This window comes from Providencia sp. Me31A (assembly GCF_050487165.1).
Taxonomy (GTDB): domain Bacteria; phylum Pseudomonadota; class Gammaproteobacteria; order Enterobacterales; family Enterobacteriaceae; genus Providencia.
On sequence record NZ_JBKQGZ010000014.1, the window covers coordinates 24540 to 44689 of the forward strand.

Below are 20150 nucleotides of genomic sequence, written 5' to 3' on the forward strand. Positions count from 1 at the left end.
CGTTTGGCTAATCTTCACACAATTGTTCTCTATTAGCCAAGAAAAATGGTAATATCAGTGCAAAATCGGTATCTATACTCACACTAGATGTATGATTTTTAACCTAATAATATTTTACCGATGGGACAGCACGCTACCGTATGTACAAACAATCATTATTAAAACCAAGCACTCTTTCTCGTATTTTTGCTGCATTTATTCTGTTGCTCATTGTGATGCTCTTTTTATCTCTATTTAACTACTATCAAGCGTGGGTACAAAACCATCAGGCCTCATTAAACAGTGTGGCTACGCGATTGGCATATCAGATTGAAGACTATCGCTACCAAGCCAACCATATTTATAAGCTTGCTAATGATCAATCCATCGTGCCAACAGTGGATAGGTTGTCCGTCACTGAAATGCGCCCCGATATTTTTTGGCTAAATAGTGAAAATCAAACTATTGATGCCATTGTATTTGGCAGCAATAAGGCGGCAAGCCGTATTTTAGCGACTAAATTAGCAAACTACATGGAGATTGTGTGGGGAGCCCGTAATGAATATAACTCAATGTACTACCTTAATGGGTTAGATAACACGCTAACACTTGTGACTACTCATTCTATTCTTAAACCTGAGTTACGTTTTAAGGAAAGTTATCTCACTTTAACTGCCGAAGAAAAACGCGCAGATATGTTGACCCAATCAACACAGTTAGACCGCCGAGAAATTATTTCTAATATACAAAAATATTCTCCTGACAACCTTTTCTATTATACCTACAGGTTAATGTTCAACTCTCCAGGGCAGTTAACCAGCGTCATATCTTTTGATATTGCTATTAACTCATTAATACCTTCCACCTTAAATGGCAATTTCTTCACGATTAATTCACGCCCATCAAACACCGAAAACTCTGAGTCATACAGCTCATGGGTTGGAACAAACTTGATATTTTCCCAGCCGATAGAAGGAACTGGCTATCAACTTTATTATCATGTCTCGCTAAAAAATATCATCTTCAATGTAGTTAGCTACAACTTTTGGTTGGTGGTGGGTATGCTAATCATGATTATTCTCGCTTTTGTGATCATGGTTTTTATTCGTAAGCGACTCATTTCACCAAATACCGACATGCTGCAAGATCTTCAGTTTAATGAATCACTCAATGACGATATCATCAGCCATATTTCATACGGTATTTTAGTTTACGATTTTAATACCAATAAAAAAATTCTAGGTAATAGCTTAGCAAACCAGCTGTTGCCTTCAATGGATCTTGTTCATATAAAAGAAATGGCAATAGAAAACCATAATATCATTCAGGTTTCTATCGAAAATATTGTTTATGAAATCGCACTGGTTGATAGCTCAACGAAAGCCAATACCATGCTCTTTATTATTATGGATAAAGATAAAGAAGCATTAACACAAAAACGCCAAGAACTTGCTAATCGTGAATATAAAAAAAATATTCATATGCGCAAGATTGTATTTGAAAATATGTGCAGTGAAATTTTACCTGCACTCATTCAAATAGATAAGCAATTAACTAACCTTATTCAAATAACAGATGGGAAAATTCGTTCATTTGCCATAGAGGCCGAAAATCAACTATTTTATATTAATAAATGGTTTAGAAATATTGAGTTGCTGAACCAACTTGAATTTCAAGCAGCACCGATAAAAAATGAACAAATTTCTATCAGCCAAATAACTAGTCAATTTTTAAAACAAAATCTATCTCGGCTAAACAATAAAGGCTTATCTCTTTATTTTCATAACAATATCAATCCAGATTCGCTAATAAATGCGGAACCTACTTATTTAAAAAAATTGATACAACTGATCTGGGATTATTCTATAGCCACCACCTCTTTTGGAAAAATTTCATTTACGCTATCTTATAATTCTGAGAAAAATACAGTCTCTCTCAATATAAGAGATTCAGGGATTGGATTAAGTACCCAAGAACTCAGTAATTTACAAAGCCCTTTTGCCGGTCATACATTAAACGCGATTCATTTTACGCGGTCTGGGATAACATTTTATTTATGTAAATTACTCGTAAAAAGGATGAACGGTACATTCTCTATTCGTTCAAGTAGCGCTATCGGGACACATTATGAAATTTCTTTTCCTGCTACTCACGAAATGATGATAAAAGAATACCCTGCTTTACTCGAGGATATTCACATACGATTAAACATTCATAATGCAGATATTTCACGTATTGTCAGAAATACTTTAACTAATTATGGAGCAGAATTTCTTGATTTAAGTGAAAGTTCACCTCAGAAAGATTGGGATTTATTGATCACCGATAATAATGAGGAACATTTTGAACATATTATCAAAATTGATGGTAGTCTTTTAGGCATAAATGAGCTACAACCTCATTATTTAACAGTTAACTATAATTTCGCGGATGAGCTTATTGATGCCATTTCACGACTCATTGAAAATTCAGGTAATGATGATAATCCCTCCGAAAGTCTAATAACAAATGATTTTGAACCTAAATTTGCATCATCGACACCTAATAATTCCATAGAAAGTGCAATTATAGGTTATCGATTAAGTTTAGCTAATAGCGGATATCGAGATTTGTTTGTCACAACAGTACCGATAGATATTAATAAACTGTATAATAGTGAAAGTGTTGAGGATTTGACCGAATTGAAAAACACTGCACATCGTTTAAAAGGAGTTTTTGCTATGCTCGAATTTACGGTTCTTCATAAACTTTGCGAAGACTTAGAGCACTACATAGCAGATGAAAACGGATTGGAAATAAAAAATTGCATTAGCATGCTGGATAATTCAGTCAAAAAACTAATGCCAGAAGGTAACCAATAATATGAATAACCTAAATGTCATTGTTGCCGATGATCATCCTATTGTTCTTTTCGGTATCAGAAAATCTCTTGAGCAGATTGAATGGGTGAATATCGTAGGTGAATTTGAGGACTCAACCTCTTTAATTAACAACTTAGCACGTTTAAATGCTGATGTACTAGTCACTGATTTATCTATGCCTGGCGATAAATATGGCGATGGTATTACGTTAATCAAGTACATTAAACGCCATTATCCTGACCTTTCAATTATTGTTCTGACCATGAACAATAATCCGGCTATTTTAAGTGCCATCTTAGAGCTAGATATTGAAGGCATTGTACTGAAACAAGGCGCTCCTGCTGATTTACCTAAAGCACTTGCGGCTTTACAAAAAGGTAAAAAATTCACGCCAGAAAGCGTAAGTAAGCTATTAGAGAAAGTAAATGCCAGCGGTTATGGTGATAAACGTTTATCACCAAAAGAAAGCGAAGTACTACGCTTATTCGCTGAAGGTTTTTTAGTGACTGAAATCGCAAAAAAACTCAATCGTAGTATTAAAACTATAAGTAGCCAGAAAAAATCAGCCATGTTGAAGTTAGGCGTTGAAAACGATATCGCGTTATTAAACTACCTATCCTCCGTTAGTATTGATAACTCACCTTCAGAATAAGGTTGATTTTACTGTAAATAAAAACCCGATTACGGGTTTTTATTTTTTAGTAAACAGACAACATCTCATTACGAACAAAACCGAGTTAATGTCTCTCGTAATATCGCAATAGTTGTTGGCTTCGATAAGCAATCATTCATTCCCGCATCAATGCAACGTTGCTTTTCTTCAGCCATCGCATTGGCGGTTAAGGCAACCACAGGTAAATCATATCCTAAACGACGTAACTCTCTAGCTAATTGATATCCATCCATATTTGGCATATTGACATCAGTTAAAACAATATCAACGTTATGGCTACCTACGTAGTTAAGCGCATCTAAACCATCTATCGCCGTTTCTGTTGTAAAACCAATACTGCCTAATTGTTCACTTAATAACATTCGATTAATTGGCTGGTCATCAACAATCAGCACATGGTATTTACTTAAAGAATCATCTGCTGTGATGGGTTCACTCGCAATAATATTTCTAGGTGATTGCCCTGCCGTTTTCATAATCACCTTATCAATTAATAGAGGCAGGTTATCGAACTGGTATGTGTTATAAACCCACTCATTATTTTTTGACTCATACAATTCACCAGCATAGAAGCTAGATAATCTAATGTGCTTCGTATTTTTTATTTCATCTTCAAGTTCATAATCTGTGATTAACAAATCATAGTGTACTGATTTATCAATTTGCTCCCCAGTTACAACTTTGAATTTCGCATGAATTAATAGCCGCGATACAAAATTCATTAGAAATGCATTTCGACACGAAACTGCAATAGTAAAAGTTGCTCGATAATCAGGAACTCGATTATGAATGTATTTTTGAGCATATAATGGAATACGAATAGTAAATGAACTTCCAAGACCTATTTGGGAGCTCACCTCAATATCACCATCCATCAAGTTTATTAACTTTTCGCAGATCGCTAAGCCTAACCCAGTTCCTTTATGTCCTATATTATTTTGGTCGTGAACTTGGAAAAAGGGGTCAAACAATTGCATAACAACCGCTTGGGTCATACCGATCCCTGAGTCTCGAACTTCTATTTTCAAATAGTTTTCATCTTTCCAAACATACAATAATACAAAACCTGACTCGGTGAATTTAATACTGTTATTAACAATATTTGAAACCACTTGCTGCAAACGAACTGAGTCATTAAGAATCAAATCAGGGATATCAGGCTCAATAAATGAGTACAAAGAGATCCTTTTCTTCGTCACCAAAGGTAAATAATTGGCTAATACAAAAGCAAAAACCTCACGACAATTGAATAACTTATTCTCAATTTTTAATTGTTTAGATTCGATTTTCGAAAAATCGAGAATATCACTGATAATTTGTAATAATAATGAAGAGGAGTTATCCATTGTTGACACTAAACGTGTCGCTTTTTCTGATAATTCATAGCGTTGAAGTAGTTCAATATTCCCTATTATACCGTATAACGGTGTCCTTAATTCATGGCTAACCGTAGCTAAAAACATCGACTTGGCATGGTTAGCTTGTTCTGCGGCATCGGCAATATCTTGCAGTGATTTTTCCATTTGAACGCGGATACTAATATCAATTAACACACAGATAGCGACATCTTCATTTTGATAACGTGAGTTCACAAAACTGATTTGTAAATGTGTGCCATCCGTGGTTACAACGTCAATATAGTGACTTGTTTTTTGACGAATAATAGTCAAAATTCGCTGTTTATCATCATCACTTAAAAGCCGAAAGTAATCATGAGCCAGCTCATTACTTAAAATATTCCCGCCATCAATAAGTCTTAAAATAATAATTCCTACAGGTGCTGAAGCCACAATCTTATGGTTAAACTGCTCATGTTCTTCCAGTCGGATCGCCGTGTTTGCTGCAGGCTCCAACATTTTCCTTTCAAGTAACCAAATAAGGAAAAATATGAGTACCCCTGTAAAAATATTAATTATTATTCCGTAAAAAATAGTATCTTCAAGGCTTGCTAGTATCTGAGCAGTAGCTATTGAAAAAATCACTGTGACTTGAGAAGGAACAAGACGCTTTTTGAAGATTAATTTTGAATAATCAGAATTGAAACCAAAAAAAGATGGCTCAGTAATATTCAGTAGCGCTGAGCTTTTAGGGTTAATATCTACAGGCGAATATAAAACAGGCTGGTTATAGCTATTAACCATCAGGATTTCAACGGCTTTATTCTTTCGTATATTAAATTGGTTCAGGTTAATTGAGCGTTCTAAACCAATAAAAGCCATTACTTTATTTTTTTCGTTAACTGGTTGTATTAAATATACTTGTCCATTATCTGGCTGAGCACCGTGGACAATAGCATATAAGCTACGTTCTTTTCCTTGCAAGCTTAACCCTTGGAAAGAACGTACACTTTCGTAACTCACCTTTCTCAACATTTCAATGTCAGATACTGTTGAGCGAATAGGATAATCCACCATACAATAACTTTCTGAACCGATAAAAAACACATGGTTCAAAGCCTGTGGCGCAGCAATACTATCTTTCCAAAAGTAATTGAGTTGCTCAAAGGCATACAAATAATTCTCTGCTCGCTTCTTAAAATAATCACAGTCCGTATTATTTGTTAACTTATAAAAAGAATAATTCGATACACTAGGTGATTCAATAAAATTGGTCGGGATACGAGTTCCCATCCCAGACTCTTCTAGCCTCATTTTATATTTTTCGGTCATCGACTGAATAGAATTCAGAGTTACACCCGTTTGCTGGATATAAGCTTGTAGGCTTTCATGGCCCGAATAAAACTGTTGGCGAATATCAGATTTATATTCATTGAATTGAGAATAGACGAAAAATAAGGTGATAAACGCTCCCATACCCCATAACATCAAGCCAAGGATACGAAATAAATCCCGAGAGAGTCTAAGTGATGTTTTAAACGAGGGTAAATATCTCAAGCGCTTTCCTGTCTATCCAATACCGTGACCGTTAAGTATACTCGATCAGTTGATTAAAAAGCGACATACATGAAAAATCATAGATATGAATATTAATAATAATGAATTAAAAACGGGCAGCATGTACTGCTGCCCGTTAAGTCGTCAATTAAACGTTATGATTACTCTTGTTCGTCAATGTTCGCATCATCAGCACCATTTTCAATGGTGTTTTCATCTGCAATTTCATCATCCAAATGTTCATCATCATCTGTTTCAGCAACACGTTGCAAACCAACCACTTTTTCATTTTCAGCTGTTCTAATCAAGGTCACGCCTTGAGTATTACGGCCAACAACACTCACTTCAGAAACACGTGTGCGAACTAATGTCCCTGCATCGGTGATCATCATGATTTGGTCGGTCTCATCAACTTGGATAGCCCCAACTACGTTCCCATTACGTTCACTCACTTTAATGGAGATTACCCCTTGAGTAGCACGAGATTTCGTTGGGTATTCTGCTTCCTCAGTACGTTTACCATAACCATTTTTTGTCACGGTTAAGATATGGCCTTCGCCACGTGGAATAATTAAAGAAACAACTTTATCGTCATCCATTAATTTAATACCACGCACGCCTGTAGCGGTGCGCCCCATAGGGCGAACGGCATCCTCAGCGAAACGTACCACTTTACCTTGAGCAGAAAACAGCATCACTTCATTTGAACCATCAGTTAAATCAACACCAATCAGTTCATCGCCTTCGTTCAAGTTAACCGCAATAATACCTGCACTTCTTGGGCGGCTGAATTCTTTCAAAGGTGTTTTCTTCACGGTACCACTTGCTGTGGCCATAAAGACATTGTAGCCCTCTTCGTACTCACGCACTGGTAAGATAGCAGTGATCCGCTCATCTTGTTCAAGTGGCAATAAGTTAACGATCGGACGACCACGGGCACCACGGCTAGCCTCTGGTAATTGATAAACTTTCATCCAATACAATCGACCTCGGCTTGAGAAGCACAAAATGGTGTCATGGGTATTGGCAACTAACAAGCGATCGATAAAGTCTTCGTCTTTCGTTCGTGCAGCAGATTTACCTTTACCACCGCGGCGTTGTGCTTCGTAATCAGACAATGGCTGATATTTCACATAACCTTGGTGAGACAGTGTAACGACAACATCTTCTTGATTAATAAGGTCTTCGATATTGATGTCAGCGGTATTTTCAGTAATTTCTGTACGGCGAGGGTCATTATAAGTATTACGAATAATTTCAAGTTCTTCGCGGATCACTTCCATCAAACGTTCAGGACTGCGTAAAATAAATAGCAATGCCTCAATTTGAACGAGAAGTTCGCGATATTCATCTAATAATTTTTCGTGTTCAAGACCCGTTAATTTTTGCAGACGTAAATCAAGGATAGCTTGCGCTTGTTGTTCAGTCAGGAAATATTGACCATCATGAACACCAAATTGGTCCTCTAACCACTCAGGACGCGCTGCATCATCACCCGCACGCTCCAACATAGCAGCAACGTTGCCAAGATCCCAAGATCTTGCAATTAACCCTGCTTTTGCTTCTGCTGGTGTTGGCGCTTTACGAATTAGCTCAATAATTGGATCAATATTCGCTAAAGCAATAGCTAACGCTTCAAGGATGTGCGCGCGATCACGAGCTTTACGCAATTCGAAAATAGTACGGCGTGTCACAACTTCGCGACGGTGACGCACAAATGCGGCGATAATATCTTTCAGGTTCAAAATTTTTGGTTGGCCTTGGTGTAATGCCACCATGTTGATACCGAAAGAAACTTGCAACTGAGTCAGTGAATACAAATTGTTGAGAACAACTTCACCCACTGCATCACGTTTAATCTCAATAACAATACGCATACCGTCTTTATCAGACTCATCGCGTAATGCACTGATGCCTTCAACACGTTTTTCTTTAACAAGTTCAGCGATTTTTTCAATCAAGCGCGCTTTGTTCACCTGATAGGGGATTTCACTGACGATAATAGTCTCACGACCATTTTTTTCATCGACTTCAACTTCAGCACTTGCGCGAATATAAACTTTCCCTCGCCCAGTACGATAAGCGTCGATAATACCACGGCGACCATTGATGATAGCTGCGGTAGGGAAATCAGGCCCCGGAATGTGCTCCATCAAGCCTTCAATACTGATATTTTCGTCTTCTATATAAGCAAGACAACCGTTGATCACTTCCCCTAAATTGTGAGGAGGGATATTGGTTGCCATCCCAACAGCAATACCTGACGACCCGTTAACCAGCAGGTTAGGGATTTTTGTCGGCATAACTTCAGGAATTTGCTCTGTACCGTCATAGTTTGGAACGAAATCTACGGTTTCTTTTTCCAGATCAGCCAGTAGCTCATGGGCAATTTTCGCCATACGGATTTCCGTATAACGCATTGCCGCGGCAGAGTCTCCGTCAACTGAACCGAAGTTTCCCTGACCATCTACCAGCATGTAACGCATTGAGAAAGGCTGTGCAAGACGAACAATTGTCTCGTAAACAGCGCTATCACCATGTGGATGGTATTTACCGATAACGTCCCCGACTATACGGGCAGATTTTTTATAGGGTTTATTCCAATCATTTCCCAATACATTCATCGCATAAAGTACTCTGCGATGTACTGGCTTCAGTCCATCTCGAACATCTGGAAGTGCACGACCGACAATAACGGACATTGCATAATCCAAATATGAACTTTTAAGCTCTTCTTCGATATTAACTGGTGTGATTTCTCTGGCAATCTCGCTCATGGAACCACTGTCCCTCATAACTTCGGATTCAAAGAGTAGAACTATACCACAATTCGCCAATTTAATAAAAATAAGAGACGGGTATTTGTCTTCCAAGACATGTATAATAGCGGAAAATTAAGTTTATGTGTCCGAAACTTGAAGGATTACTCATTTATAACGGTAATAACTGAATTATTGTTCGATTTATAACCTTCAATAATTAACGGACACCTATTCCCTCACCTATCAACACTGCCGTAAAGAATAGGTCTTTGGAGAGTAGGATAAAAATAGGAGCATTTTTAAATGAGTGATACCCAAACCCCAGCTTATCTTAACGTCGACAAGCAAGAAATCGAAAAATTTGAGTCCATCGCTTCTCGTTGGTGGGACTTAGAAGGTGAATTTGCTCCGCTGCACCGGATTAACCCGTTACGTTTAGGTTATATCATGCAACGTGTCGGCGGTATTTTTGGTAAAAAGATCCTCGACGTTGGCTGTGGTGGTGGAATTTTATCTGAAAGTATGGCGCGAGAAGGCGCAAATGTGACTGGCCTCGATATGGGCGCAGAGCCGCTGATGGTCGCTCGTTTGCATTCTCTTGAATCCGGTATTCCTGTGGAATATGTGCAAGAAACCGTTGAACAACATGCAGATAAACACCCACAAGCTTATGATGTAGTAACATGTATGGAAATGCTTGAGCATGTACCGGACCCACAATCGGTTGTTAAAGCTTGTGCAAAATTAGTTAAACCTGGTGGGCATGTTATTTTTTCGACCATAAACCGTAACAAAAAAGCTTGGTTAATGGCTGTGGTCGCCGCTGAATATGTGATGAAAATGGTTCCCAAAGGCACTCATGATGCGAATAAATTTATTCGCCCATCTGAATTGATCAATTGGGTTGATGGTACGCAATTAAAAGATCAACATATCATCGGATTGCACTATAATCCACTGACTGACAAGTTCTGGCTTGGACCTAATGTGGATGTGAATTATATGCTCCACACAATGAGTGAGCAATGATTTAATCACGACAAGAATAAATCACAAGCAGTACGTTTAAGAAAGCAGCAAACGATCGCCGTTTACAAAATTTATTTTAGTCTTCATGTCGGAAGCTTTTTTTTATTAGTCCCTTTTACCATGCAGCTTACCGACATGATCCACTTTCTTATCCAACCAGTTATCCACAAGAACCCTTCGATTTGTTCACTTGATAAAATCGCATATTAACATTATCTTGTTATTGTATTCTCAATAAACTACTACATATAGTGGCAATCAATAACATAACATCACTAGTCTCATGGCATTAAACCATGGGCTTTTTTATGTTTATTTGTTCCTATTTGCAGTTCAACCAAGGTGTACTTTCTCATGAACCAGAGTCTGTTAGTCACAAAACGTGATGGACACAAAGAACGCATTGATCTCGATAAAATCCACAAGGTAATAACCTGGGCTGCTGAAGGCCTCAGTAACGTATCTGTTTCTCAGGTGGAGTTACGTTCACAGATTCAGTTTTATGATGGGATCAGAACTTCTGATATTCACGAAACGATGATCAAAGCAGCCGCAGATTTGATTACTGGTGAAACACCAGATTATCAGTACCTTGCTGCGCGTCTTGCTATTTTTAACTTACGCAAGAAAGCTTATGGCCAGTTTGAGCCACCAGCACTGTATACACATGTCAAACGCCTTGTTGAAATGGGTAAATATGATAAGCATTTGCTGGAAGACTACTCTGAAGCAGAGTTCGAGCAAATGGATGGTTTTATTGACCATTGGCGTGATATGAATTTCTCCTACGCAGCTGTAAAACAGCTTGAAGGGAAATATTTAGTTCAAAACCGTGTAACGGGTGAAATCTACGAAAGCGCACAATTTTTATATATCTTGGTCGCAGCTTGCCTATTTTCACATTATCCAAAAGAAACACGCCTTGATTATATTCGTCGTTTCTATGATGCCGTATCTACGTTCAAAATTTCATTACCTACGCCGATTATGGCGGGGGTACGTACACCTACACGCCAATTCAGCTCTTGCGTGCTAATTGAATGTGGCGATAGCCTTGATTCTATCAATGCAACTTCTAGTGCCATCGTTAAATATGTTTCGCAACGTGCGGGGATCGGGGTAAATGCAGGTCGCATTCGTGCATTAGGTAGCCCAATTCGTGGCGGCGAGGCATTCCATACTGGATGTATTCCATTCTATAAACACTTCCAAACAGCCGTTAAATCCTGCTCGCAAGGTGGTGTTCGTGGTGGCGCTGCAACCTTATTCTACCCAATTTGGCACCTTGAAGTTGAAAGCTTATTAGTTCTGAAAAATAACCGTGGTGTTGAAGGTAACCGTGTTCGCCATATGGACTATGGTGTACAGTTGAATAAACTGATGTACGAACGTTTGATTAAAAACCAAGACATTACCCTATTTAGTCCATCCGATGTTCCTGGCCTGTATGACGCTTTTTTTGCTAATCAGGAAGAGTTCGAGCGTTTATATGTAAAATATGAAAAAGACGAAAACATCCGCAAATCTAGCATCAAAGCGGTTGAGTTGTTTTCATTAATGATGCAGGAACGTGCTTCTACTGGTCGTATTTACATTCAGAACGTTGACCACTGTAATACGCACAGCCCGTTTGACCCAGAAATTGCTCCTGTTCGTCAATCAAACTTGTGTTTAGAAATTGCATTGCCTACTAAGCCATTGAATAACATCAATGATGAAAATGGCGAAATTGCACTGTGTACACTATCAGCTTTTAACTTAGGCGCAATTGATAGCCTAGATGAACTAGAAGAGCTAGCTGTGTTAGCCGTTCGCGCATTAGATGCCTTACTTGATTACCAAGACTACCCAATTATCGCTGCACGCCAAGGCTCAATGGGCCGCCGCACATTGGGCGTTGGTGTGATTAACTACGCATATTACTTGGCAAAACATGGTGTCCGCTACTCCGATGGTAGTGCAAACAACCTAACTCACAAAACATTCGAAGCTATCCAATACTATTTGTTAAAAGCATCGAATGAGTTAGCAAAAGAGCAAGGTGCTTGCCCGTGGTTCAATGAAACTACTTATGCACAAGGTATCTTACCTATCGATACTTACAAAAAAGAACTCGATAAGTTAACCAATGAGCCTCTGCATTATGATTGGGAAGCATTACGCCAAGATATTAAACAATATGGACTGCGTAACTCGACGTTATCTGCTTTGATGCCTTCTGAAACATCATCTCAGATTTCAAACGCAACTAATGGGATTGAACCCCCTCGTGGTTACATCAGTATCAAAGCCTCTAAAGATGGTATCTTGCGCCAAGTCGTGCCTGATTACGAAAATCTAAAAGGCGCTTATGAGCTGTTATGGCAAATGCCCTCTATTACCGGTTATTTACAACTCGTTGGTATTATGCAGAAGTTTATCGACCAGTCTATCTCTGCTAACACAAACTATGACCCAACTCGTTTTGAGAACGGTAAAGTACCAATGAACCAATTGCTAAAAGATTTATTGCTCGCCTATAAGTTTGGTGTGAAAACACTTTACTATCATAACACCCGTGATGGCGCGGAAGATGTACAAGGTGATCTGGAAGAAGTGGTTGAGTCTGCGGATTCCGATTGCGAAGGCGGCGCGTGTAAAATTTAATAGGAATTGTTATGTCACATACATATACAACATTTTCACAAAAGAGAAATGACCAAATGCTGGAGCCGATGTTTTTCGGCCAGCCTGTTAACGTAGCACGCTACGATCAGCAAAAGTACCCTATTTTTGAAAAGCTGATCGAGAAGCAACTTTCGTTTTTCTGGCGTCCAGAAGAAGTTGACGTATCTCGCGACCGTATTGACTACAATGCGTTGCCTGATCACGAAAAACATATTTTTATCAGTAACCTGAAATACCAAACGCTACTTGATTCCATTCAGGGTCGTAGCCCTAACGTTGCGTTATTACCGTTAATTTCGATTCCTGAGCTGGAAACTTGGGTTGAAACGTGGGCATTCTCAGAAACCATCCACTCACGCTCTTATACGCATATTATTCGTAATATCGTGAATGACCCCGCTATCATTTTTGATGATATCGTCGAAAATGAAGAAATTTTAAAACGCGCTAAAGATATCTCGGGTTTTTACGATGACCTTATCGAAATGACCAATTACTATCATATGTTTGGTGAAGGCACGCATACTTGTAACGGTAAACAAGTCACTGTTTCGCTGCGTCAACTGAAAAAGCAGCTGTATCTGTGCTTAATGAGTGTCAATGCCCTAGAAGCTATCCGCTTTTACGTGAGCTTTGCTTGCTCATTTGCGTTTGCTGAACGTGAACTGATGGAAGGTAACGCAAAAATCATCAAATTGATTGCCCGCGATGAAGCCCTCCATTTAACGGGAACACAGCATATGTTGAATTTGCTGCGTTCAGGCCAAGATGACCCAGAAATGGCTGAAATTGCCGCTGAATGTGAGCAAGAGTGCTACGATTTATTCGTTCAAGCCGCTGAACAAGAAAAAGAATGGGCTGACTACTTATTCAGCGAAGGGTCGATGATTGGCTTAAATAAAGATATTTTATGCCAATATGTTGAGTATATTACGAACATTCGTATGCAAGCTGTCGGACTTAAACTGCCATTTGAAGCACGTTCTAACCCAATTCCATGGATTAATGCTTGGTTGGTGTCTGACAACGTACAAGTTGCCCCACAAGAGGTTGAAGTGAGTTCTTACTTAGTGGGTCAAATTGACTCTGAAGTCAATACTGATGACCTGAGTGATTTCGAACTGTAATTATGGCGAGTCACAAAATCACCCTGCGACTAACGCAGGGTGTTCAAGTCCCCTACCATACAGAAGTTCATTCCTGTTTATTGGAAGCACTAGAAGATAGTCGGGTACCTGTAGAGTATCAATGCCGCGAAGGTTATTGTGGTTCATGTCGCGTAACGTTGTTACGGGGAAAAGTTGGCTATAAACATAAACCATTAGCCTTTGTGCAAGAAGGTGAAATTTTGCCTTGTTGCTGCCATCCACTTTCTGATATTGAAATTGGCTAATATCTTTATTTAATAAGCGATTGTATGACAACAATTTGGTTCGTCATACAATCGCTTTTTTATTTACTTTTTTTATTTACTTTTTTTATCGGTTATAGATAACCATAAAGCCATGCAAATACCCAACCAAACACACAAGATACACCTACCCCGATTAAACCGGGCAAAATGAAGCTGTGGTTGATAACAAACTTACCAATTCGTGTTGTCCCTGAACGGTCAAATTGAATAGCTGCAAGGTCACTTGGATAAGTTGGTAATATATAGTAACCATAACACGCCGGAGCGGATGCAATAATATACGCAGGGTCCACACCAATTCCTAACGCAATGGGAACCACTGCGGCCAGTGCTGCTGCTTGTGAGTTAACAAACTTAGAAACTAACAGTAAAATAACTGCATAGGCCCAAGGGAAATCTTTCACTAAAGCACCTAATGTGCCTTTGATTTCATCCATATGAGCACCAAACATGGTTTCAGCCATCCATGCGATGCCATATACTGCAACAATCGCAATCATCCCTGAACGGAAAACTTCATTTTTCGAAATCTGTGCTGGGTTAGTTTTACAAATAATAATGATTAACGCACCCGCTAATAACATAAACATCTGAATAACCAATACCATAGATAATGGCTTACCATTCACCAGAGGTCTAAGTTCAGAGAATGCACCTAATAATGCGACGACAACAATGGATGCTAAGAAAATCCACATCGCAACCCAATTAATTTTCGGTAATTTTTTGTCCAGTAATGTAACGGTATCCCCATAAACATAGTCATGATTTTCAGGGACAGAAATAAACTCTTGGAATACAGGGTCTTTATCCAGATCTTTACCTCTAAACCAGCTAAAAATACCAATCGCCAGAATACCAATTAAGGTTGATGGAATAGTTATTGCTAATAAATCCAAAAATTCGAGTGACTTACCATTGATGGTCACACCATTTAGCATAGCAACTAATGAAACGACAGCAACGGATACGGGGCTAGCGATAATCCCCATTTGAGCCCCAATACTACTCGCCGCCATTGGCCTTTCTGGACGAATATTATTTTTAATCGCCGCATCATAGATGATAGGTAAAATAGTATAAACAACATGCCCTGTACCACACAAAATGGTTAAGATACATGTCACAAAAGGTGCCACAATAGAAATGTATTTCGGGTTTTTCCGTAGTAGTCGTTCTGCAATCTGCAGCATGACATCCAAACCGCCTGACGCTTGTAACGTTGCTGATGCGGCAACAACAGCAATGATTACAAGCATAACATCAACAGGCGGTTTTCCTGGAGGTAAACCAAAGCCAAAAACCAAAATAACAAGGCCTACACCACCTAAAAGTCCTAGTGCCATCCCACCTTTTTTTGCTCCGTAGAATAAGCAAACAAGGATAATGGCAAGTTGTATCATAAAGTCCATAGTTCCATCCTTTTATAAATGTTTACATCTATTATCGGGATGATTTTCAAGTATTAATTTGATTTATGATAATTTAAAAATCAATTTAGTTTTATTTTTTATGCTTTTTTTATGACCTCATCACACTATTCTTCTTAAGTTACTGGCATAATATTCAGCTCCCCACTGTATTATTTAAAATCAGTATGTTAAATATCATTTTTTAACATAACCCATCATGTAAATTTACCTTTAATTACCTTTATTCATCATTTTTTCTTTACTATGTTAACGTCACGCCTTTTATTCAATTTATCTATTCTTTTAAATTAGTGTAAACATAAAATTACAACACCTGTAATTTACATTTGACAGCGTAAACGCAATCGCATAATCTGCATCACTTATTAATATTTCAAATTCAATTAGAGGAACTTGTGAAGAATCGTACGCTTGGCAGTGTGTTAATCGTTGCAGGAACAACAATAGGCGCAGGGATGCTGGCTATGCCACTTGCCGCTGCAGGTGTCGGTTTCACTGGCATCATCTGTTTACTCGTCGGCTTATGGATGTTAATGAGTTATACCTCATTACTGTTAGTTGAAGTGTATCAACACAATCCAGCAAATATGGGGCTAGGCTCTGTTGCAAAAAAATACTTAGGACCCGCAGGCCAAATTGTCACCGGTCTTAGTATGTTGCTGCTGATGTATGCATTAACAACCGCTTATATTGGCGGTGCTGGCGTGTTAATTTCAGACAGTTTATCTTCATGGTGGGGGGTTCATATATCCACCAATACCGCCATTATTGCCTTTACTATTATTGGTGGTGCAGTGGTGTGTATCGGAACCCATTCCGTTGATTTTATTAACCGGATCTTATTCACAGCGAAAACGATTTTTCTCGTCATTATGCTAGTAGTTATGATGCCACATGCTCAAGCTGTGAATTTAAGCACAATGCCAATTGAAAAAGGCCTAGTCCTTGCCGCTGTACCCGTTATTTTTACCTCATTTGGCTTTCATGGCAGCGTGCCGAGTTTAGTTAACTATATGAATGGGGATGTGCGTAAATTACGCATGATTTTTATTACTGGAAGTGCAATCCCTCTCGTTGCCTATATTTTATGGCAAATCGCGACGTTAGGGTCTATTCCATCACACACATTTATGGGGATACTCGCACAGCAATCTGGTCTTAATGGGTTACTTACCGCTATCCGTGATGTCGTAGCTACACCTCGGGTTAATATTGCAGTTAGCTTATTCATGGATTTAGCACTAGCAACATCATTCTTAGGGGTTGCATTGGGCTTATTTGATTATCTTGCTGATTTATTCAAACGTAGCAATCATTTTATCGGCCGTGTACAAACAGGTTTATTAACCTTTATTCCTCCTCTATTAGCAGCCCTATTCTTTAGTAGTTTCGTACAAGCGCTTACTTATGCTGCTGTTGCGCTATCAGTACTAGCACTGATCATTCCTGCATTGTTGACATTACGCGTGCGCAAGTTAGAAGTCCAAAGTGGCTATCAAGTCAAAGGTGGCACCCCCATTTTAGCTTTAGTCCTCATATGTGGTATTGCCGTTATCGCTATCCAATTTTCAATTGTTGCAGGCTTTTTACCGAACGTTGGCTAACAAATTAAGCCGCAATCTGGGTAACGTCAAATTGCGGCTTTTGTTTATCCGAAATTAACTATTCCCTCATAACCACTGTAGTTCATAGTTTGATACCCGCCATCAATGAGTAATCACCGAGCATTCCTATTCAATCTATGTATGCATATTATTTGATATATATTTCTTTAATTTCGTCATATAACAGCACATAGCACTGAAAGTACAACTCAATGGCCGCCGAGAAGGCATTAAGCAAGGCAGAGAAGAGGCAAAACTAACCAAGGCAGCCTAACTGCTGAAAAATGGTGTTAGCCCTGAAATTATTATGAAAGGTACAGGATTGAGCCGTGACCAATTGGTCATCATGACAGTAATGCGATGGAAGCTAAAGGGAACAGCTTGGTGTGTGTAGTCAGAAATTTAATTATTTGATTTTAAAAAAATTCAATTAGGTTTCCATCATCAATTCGCCCTAAACGTACACTTAAAATACGTAGTTAAGGGCGACATACAGAAGGTAACACAATTAGAATGAAAGACCAGCGCCGAGGTAAAAGCCATCAGCAATCTTCTCATTCGATTTATTGTGTGAGCCTTTCATTTCAATCAAGCGATAACCTGCATCAACAGATAACGGCTTAAACACCGTATAACGCGCACCTGCTTTGGCCTCTACAAATGATTTACTACCTGACGTTAACGATTCGGGAGCACCATAAGCTTCACCATAAATATTCAGTGAAGGCATTGCTTGCCAATTTAAGCCACCACCAACAGCCAATGCAGCACCGCTGCTATTGTTATCCGGTGATAAATATAAACCTTTACCACCGACATATGCAGCAAAAGGCCCAACTGGCAAGCCAAATGTAGCACCAACACTGCCCATTTGACCATCATGGTCACTGCGTGCCCAAGAGCCATTGAATGCCAAACCTGCATTTTGATTGCCTAAACCTGCTGATAATTCAGTATAGTGTTTACCTGCTTGTGCACTTACAGACACAGCCTGAGCAGAGCTCATAAAAAACGGGGTCATCGCCGCTACAAATAAAACTACTTTGCGCATTATTTTATCCTCTTTAAATTATTACCCACTGATACTACTAAAATTTCACACTTTTCTCAGCTATTCTTACTCAGATTTACGCAGCATTATCTATAAAACCACATTTTATCTTGCATAACATAATGTAATTAAAGAAATATTTTTAATTTCACCTATGTCAAATAACAAATTTTCGCAGTTAATCACAGTAATTGGTTATATTAATTAGATAATCAATTCTACAACTACTATACTGAATTATAAGTTTATTATAGTGACAAATTTTTATCATTACAAAAAATTAACTTAATAGTTAGCTTTGTGTAGTGATTTAATCCAAAAAGGAGCAATGTGATGAAGAAAAAAGGCCTTACAACCGCCGCTGGCGCTCCCGTCGCCAATAACAATAATGTAATGACAGCCGGCAAGCGCGGTCCTATGTTATTACAAGATGTTTGGTTTTTAGAAAAACTGGCTCATTTTGATCGTGAAGTAATCCCTGAAAGACGTATGCATGCTAAAGGGTCAGGGGCATTTGGAACATTTACAGTCACCCATGATATCAGCCGCTATACTCGTGCAAAAATTTTCTCAGAAGTTGGAAAAAAAACAGAGATGTTTGCTCGTTTTTCAACGGTTGCAGGGGAACGAGGGGCTGCTGATGCAGAGCGTGATATTCGTGGTTTTGCTCTGAAATTTTATACTGAAGAAGGTAACTGGGATATGGTTGGTAACAATACCCCTGTATTCTACTTCCGTGACCCATTAAAATTTCCTGATTTAAATCACGTCGTTAAACGTGATCCTCGTTCTAATTTACGTACGATGGAACACAAATGGGCATTCTTCTCTCAATTACCAGAATCTTTGCACCAGCTCACTATTGATGCCAGCGATAGAGGTATTCCCCAAAGTTACCGCCATATGCACGGCTTTGGTAGTCACACTTACAGCTTTATCAATAGCAATAACGAACGTTTCTGGGTGAAATTCCATTTCCGTTGTCAACAAGGCATCGAAAATCTCTCTGATGAACAAGCAGAACAGTTAGTAGGAAAAGATAGAGAAAGTTCACAACGTGATCTCTTTGAGTCTATCGAAAAAGGTGACTTCCCACGTTGGAAATTACAAGTTCAGATTATGCCTGAAAAAGAAGCATCTGATGTCCCCTACAACCCATTTGATCTGACTAAAGTTTGGCCGCATAAAGATTACCCACTAATCGATGTTGGTTATTTCGAATTAAACCGTAACCCAGACAATTACTTTGCTGATGTTGAGCAAGCCGCATTTAGCCCTGCAAACGTCGTTCCTGGTATTGGTTTCTCGCCAGATAGAATGCTGCAAGGTCGCTTATTCTCTTACGGGGATGCTCATCGCTATCGCCTTGGTGTCAACCACCACCAAATTCCTGTCAATGCACCTCGTTGCCCATTCCATAATTACCACCGAGATGGCGCTATGCGTGTAGACGGTAATAGCGGTAACCACGTAACTTATGAGCCTAATGAAGCTGGCTTATTCCAAGAGCAACCTGATTTTAGTGAACCCCCATTGTCTATTGAAGGTGCAGCGGATCACTGGGATCATCGTGAAGATCAGGATTATTTCAGCCAACCTCGTGCTTTATATGAACTATTAGATGATGCCGAACATCAAAGGATGTTTAAACGCATCGCAGGGGAGTTGATTGATGCAACAGAAGAAACCCAAGTGCGTCAGATTGGACTATTCAAACAAGTTCACCCTGAGTACGGTGCTGGTGTAGAAAAAGCGTTGAATGCTCTGAAAAAATAACTAGATT

12 protein-coding genes are annotated in these 20150 nt (G+C 38.9%); 8 read left to right on the top strand and 4 right to left on the bottom strand.

Annotation, left to right across the window (positions count from 1 at the left end; translation table 11 throughout):
* The first annotated feature begins 140 nt into the window (after positions 1 to 140).
* Positions 141 to 2840, top strand: coding sequence for a phosphotransferase RcsD (gene rcsD / locus ACLPIE_RS12910; protein ID WP_430262169.1), 2700 nt, complete (start codon positions 141 to 143; stop codon positions 2838 to 2840).
* A 1-nt stretch (position 2841) separates the two neighbouring features.
* Positions 2842 to 3492: a response regulator transcription factor RcsB gene (gene rcsB, locus ACLPIE_RS12915; protein ID WP_004259923.1), complete on the top strand. Its 651-nt coding sequence runs from the start codon at positions 2842 to 2844 to the stop codon at positions 3490 to 3492.
* Positions 3493 to 3560: 68 nt separating this feature from the next.
* Here the strand turns inward: rcsB and rcsC are convergent, their stop codons facing one another.
* A complete protein-coding gene (rcsC, locus tag ACLPIE_RS12920) occupies positions 3561 to 6407 on the bottom strand; it encodes a two-component system sensor histidine kinase RcsC (RefSeq protein ID WP_430262171.1) in 2847 nt (948 codons plus the stop codon).
* A 161-nt stretch (positions 6408 to 6568) separates the two neighbouring features.
* Positions 6569 to 9184: a DNA topoisomerase (ATP-hydrolyzing) subunit A gene (gene gyrA, locus ACLPIE_RS12925; RefSeq protein WP_430262173.1), complete on the bottom strand. Its 2616-nt coding sequence runs from the start codon at positions 9182 to 9184 to the stop codon at positions 6569 to 6571.
* Between the two features lie 288 nt (positions 9185 to 9472).
* On the opposite strand from gyrA, the gene ubiG reads away from it, so the two are divergent.
* The 4 genes from ubiG to yfaE all read left to right on the top strand — a co-directional run bounded on the left by ubiG (position 9473) and on the right by yfaE (position 14258).
* Positions 9473 to 10198: a bifunctional 2-polyprenyl-6-hydroxyphenol methylase/3-demethylubiquinol 3-O-methyltransferase UbiG gene (ubiG, locus tag ACLPIE_RS12930; protein WP_430262175.1), complete on the top strand. Its 726-nt coding sequence runs from the start codon at positions 9473 to 9475 to the stop codon at positions 10196 to 10198.
* A gap of 354 nt (positions 10199 to 10552) precedes the next feature.
* The gene (gene nrdA / locus ACLPIE_RS12935; RefSeq protein ID WP_430262176.1) at positions 10553 to 12844 is read left to right on the top strand and encodes a class 1a ribonucleoside-diphosphate reductase subunit alpha; all 2292 of its coding nucleotides are present in this window, start codon (positions 10553 to 10555) and stop codon (positions 12842 to 12844) included.
* 11 nt (positions 12845 to 12855) lie between these two features.
* A complete protein-coding gene (gene nrdB / locus ACLPIE_RS12940; RefSeq protein WP_430262178.1) occupies positions 12856 to 13992 on the top strand; it encodes a class Ia ribonucleoside-diphosphate reductase subunit beta in 1137 nt (378 codons plus the stop codon).
* Between the two features lie 2 nt (positions 13993 to 13994).
* Positions 13995 to 14258, top strand: coding sequence for a class I ribonucleotide reductase maintenance protein YfaE (gene yfaE, locus ACLPIE_RS12945; RefSeq protein WP_430262180.1), 264 nt, complete (start codon positions 13995 to 13997; stop codon positions 14256 to 14258).
* 92 nt (positions 14259 to 14350) lie between these two features.
* Here yfaE and ACLPIE_RS12950 read toward each other — a convergent pair whose 3' ends face one another.
* Positions 14351 to 15691, bottom strand: coding sequence for an anaerobic C4-dicarboxylate transporter (locus ACLPIE_RS12950; RefSeq protein ID WP_430262182.1), 1341 nt, complete (start codon positions 15689 to 15691; stop codon positions 14351 to 14353).
* Positions 15692 to 16167: 476 nt separating this feature from the next.
* On the opposite strand from ACLPIE_RS12950, the gene tyrP reads away from it, so the two are divergent.
* Positions 16168 to 17316 carry a tyrosine transporter TyrP gene (gene tyrP, locus ACLPIE_RS12955; RefSeq protein WP_430262184.1) on the top strand — a complete coding sequence of 383 codons (1149 nt, stop codon included), beginning with the start codon at positions 16168 to 16170 and terminating at the stop codon, positions 17314 to 17316.
* Positions 17317 to 17824: 508 nt separating this feature from the next.
* Here tyrP and ACLPIE_RS12960 read toward each other — a convergent pair.
* Complete coding sequence (locus ACLPIE_RS12960; protein ID WP_430262185.1) at positions 17825 to 18367, bottom strand: YfaZ family outer membrane protein; 543 nt, start codon at positions 18365 to 18367, stop codon at positions 17825 to 17827.
* A 333-nt stretch (positions 18368 to 18700) separates the two neighbouring features.
* Between ACLPIE_RS12960 and ACLPIE_RS12965 the strand changes: the two genes are divergently transcribed.
* The gene (locus ACLPIE_RS12965; protein WP_430262187.1) at positions 18701 to 20143 is read left to right on the top strand and encodes a catalase; all 1443 of its coding nucleotides are present in this window, start codon (positions 18701 to 18703) and stop codon (positions 20141 to 20143) included.
* Positions 20144 to 20150 lie beyond the last annotated feature (7 nt).

Coding starts and splice junctions, on each gene's coding strand:
- ACLPIE_RS12965 (WP_430262187.1), top strand. CDS start 18,701: ATGAAGAAAAAAGGCCTTACAACCGCCGCTGGCGCTCCCGTCGCCAAT.
- rcsD (WP_430262169.1), top strand. CDS start 141: ATGTACAAACAATCATTATTAAAACCAAGCACTCTTTCTCGTATTTTT.
- nrdA (WP_430262176.1), top strand. CDS start 10,553: ATGAACCAGAGTCTGTTAGTCACAAAACGTGATGGACACAAAGAACGC.
- tyrP (WP_430262184.1), top strand. CDS start 16,168: ATGCTGGCTATGCCACTTGCCGCTGCAGGTGTCGGTTTCACTGGCATC.
- gyrA (WP_430262173.1), bottom strand. CDS start 9,184: ATGAGCGAGATTGCCAGAGAAATCACACCAGTTAATATCGAAGAAGAG.
- rcsB (WP_004259923.1), top strand. CDS start 2,842: ATGAATAACCTAAATGTCATTGTTGCCGATGATCATCCTATTGTTCTT.
- ubiG (WP_430262175.1), top strand. CDS start 9,473: ATGAGTGATACCCAAACCCCAGCTTATCTTAACGTCGACAAGCAAGAA.
- ACLPIE_RS12960 (WP_430262185.1), bottom strand. CDS start 18,367: ATGCGCAAAGTAGTTTTATTTGTAGCGGCGATGACCCCGTTTTTTATG.
- ACLPIE_RS12950 (WP_430262182.1), bottom strand. CDS start 15,691: ATGGACTTTATGATACAACTTGCCATTATCCTTGTTTGCTTATTCTAC.
- yfaE (WP_430262180.1), top strand. CDS start 13,995: ATGGCGAGTCACAAAATCACCCTGCGACTAACGCAGGGTGTTCAAGTC.
- nrdB (WP_430262178.1), top strand. CDS start 12,856: ATGTCACATACATATACAACATTTTCACAAAAGAGAAATGACCAAATG.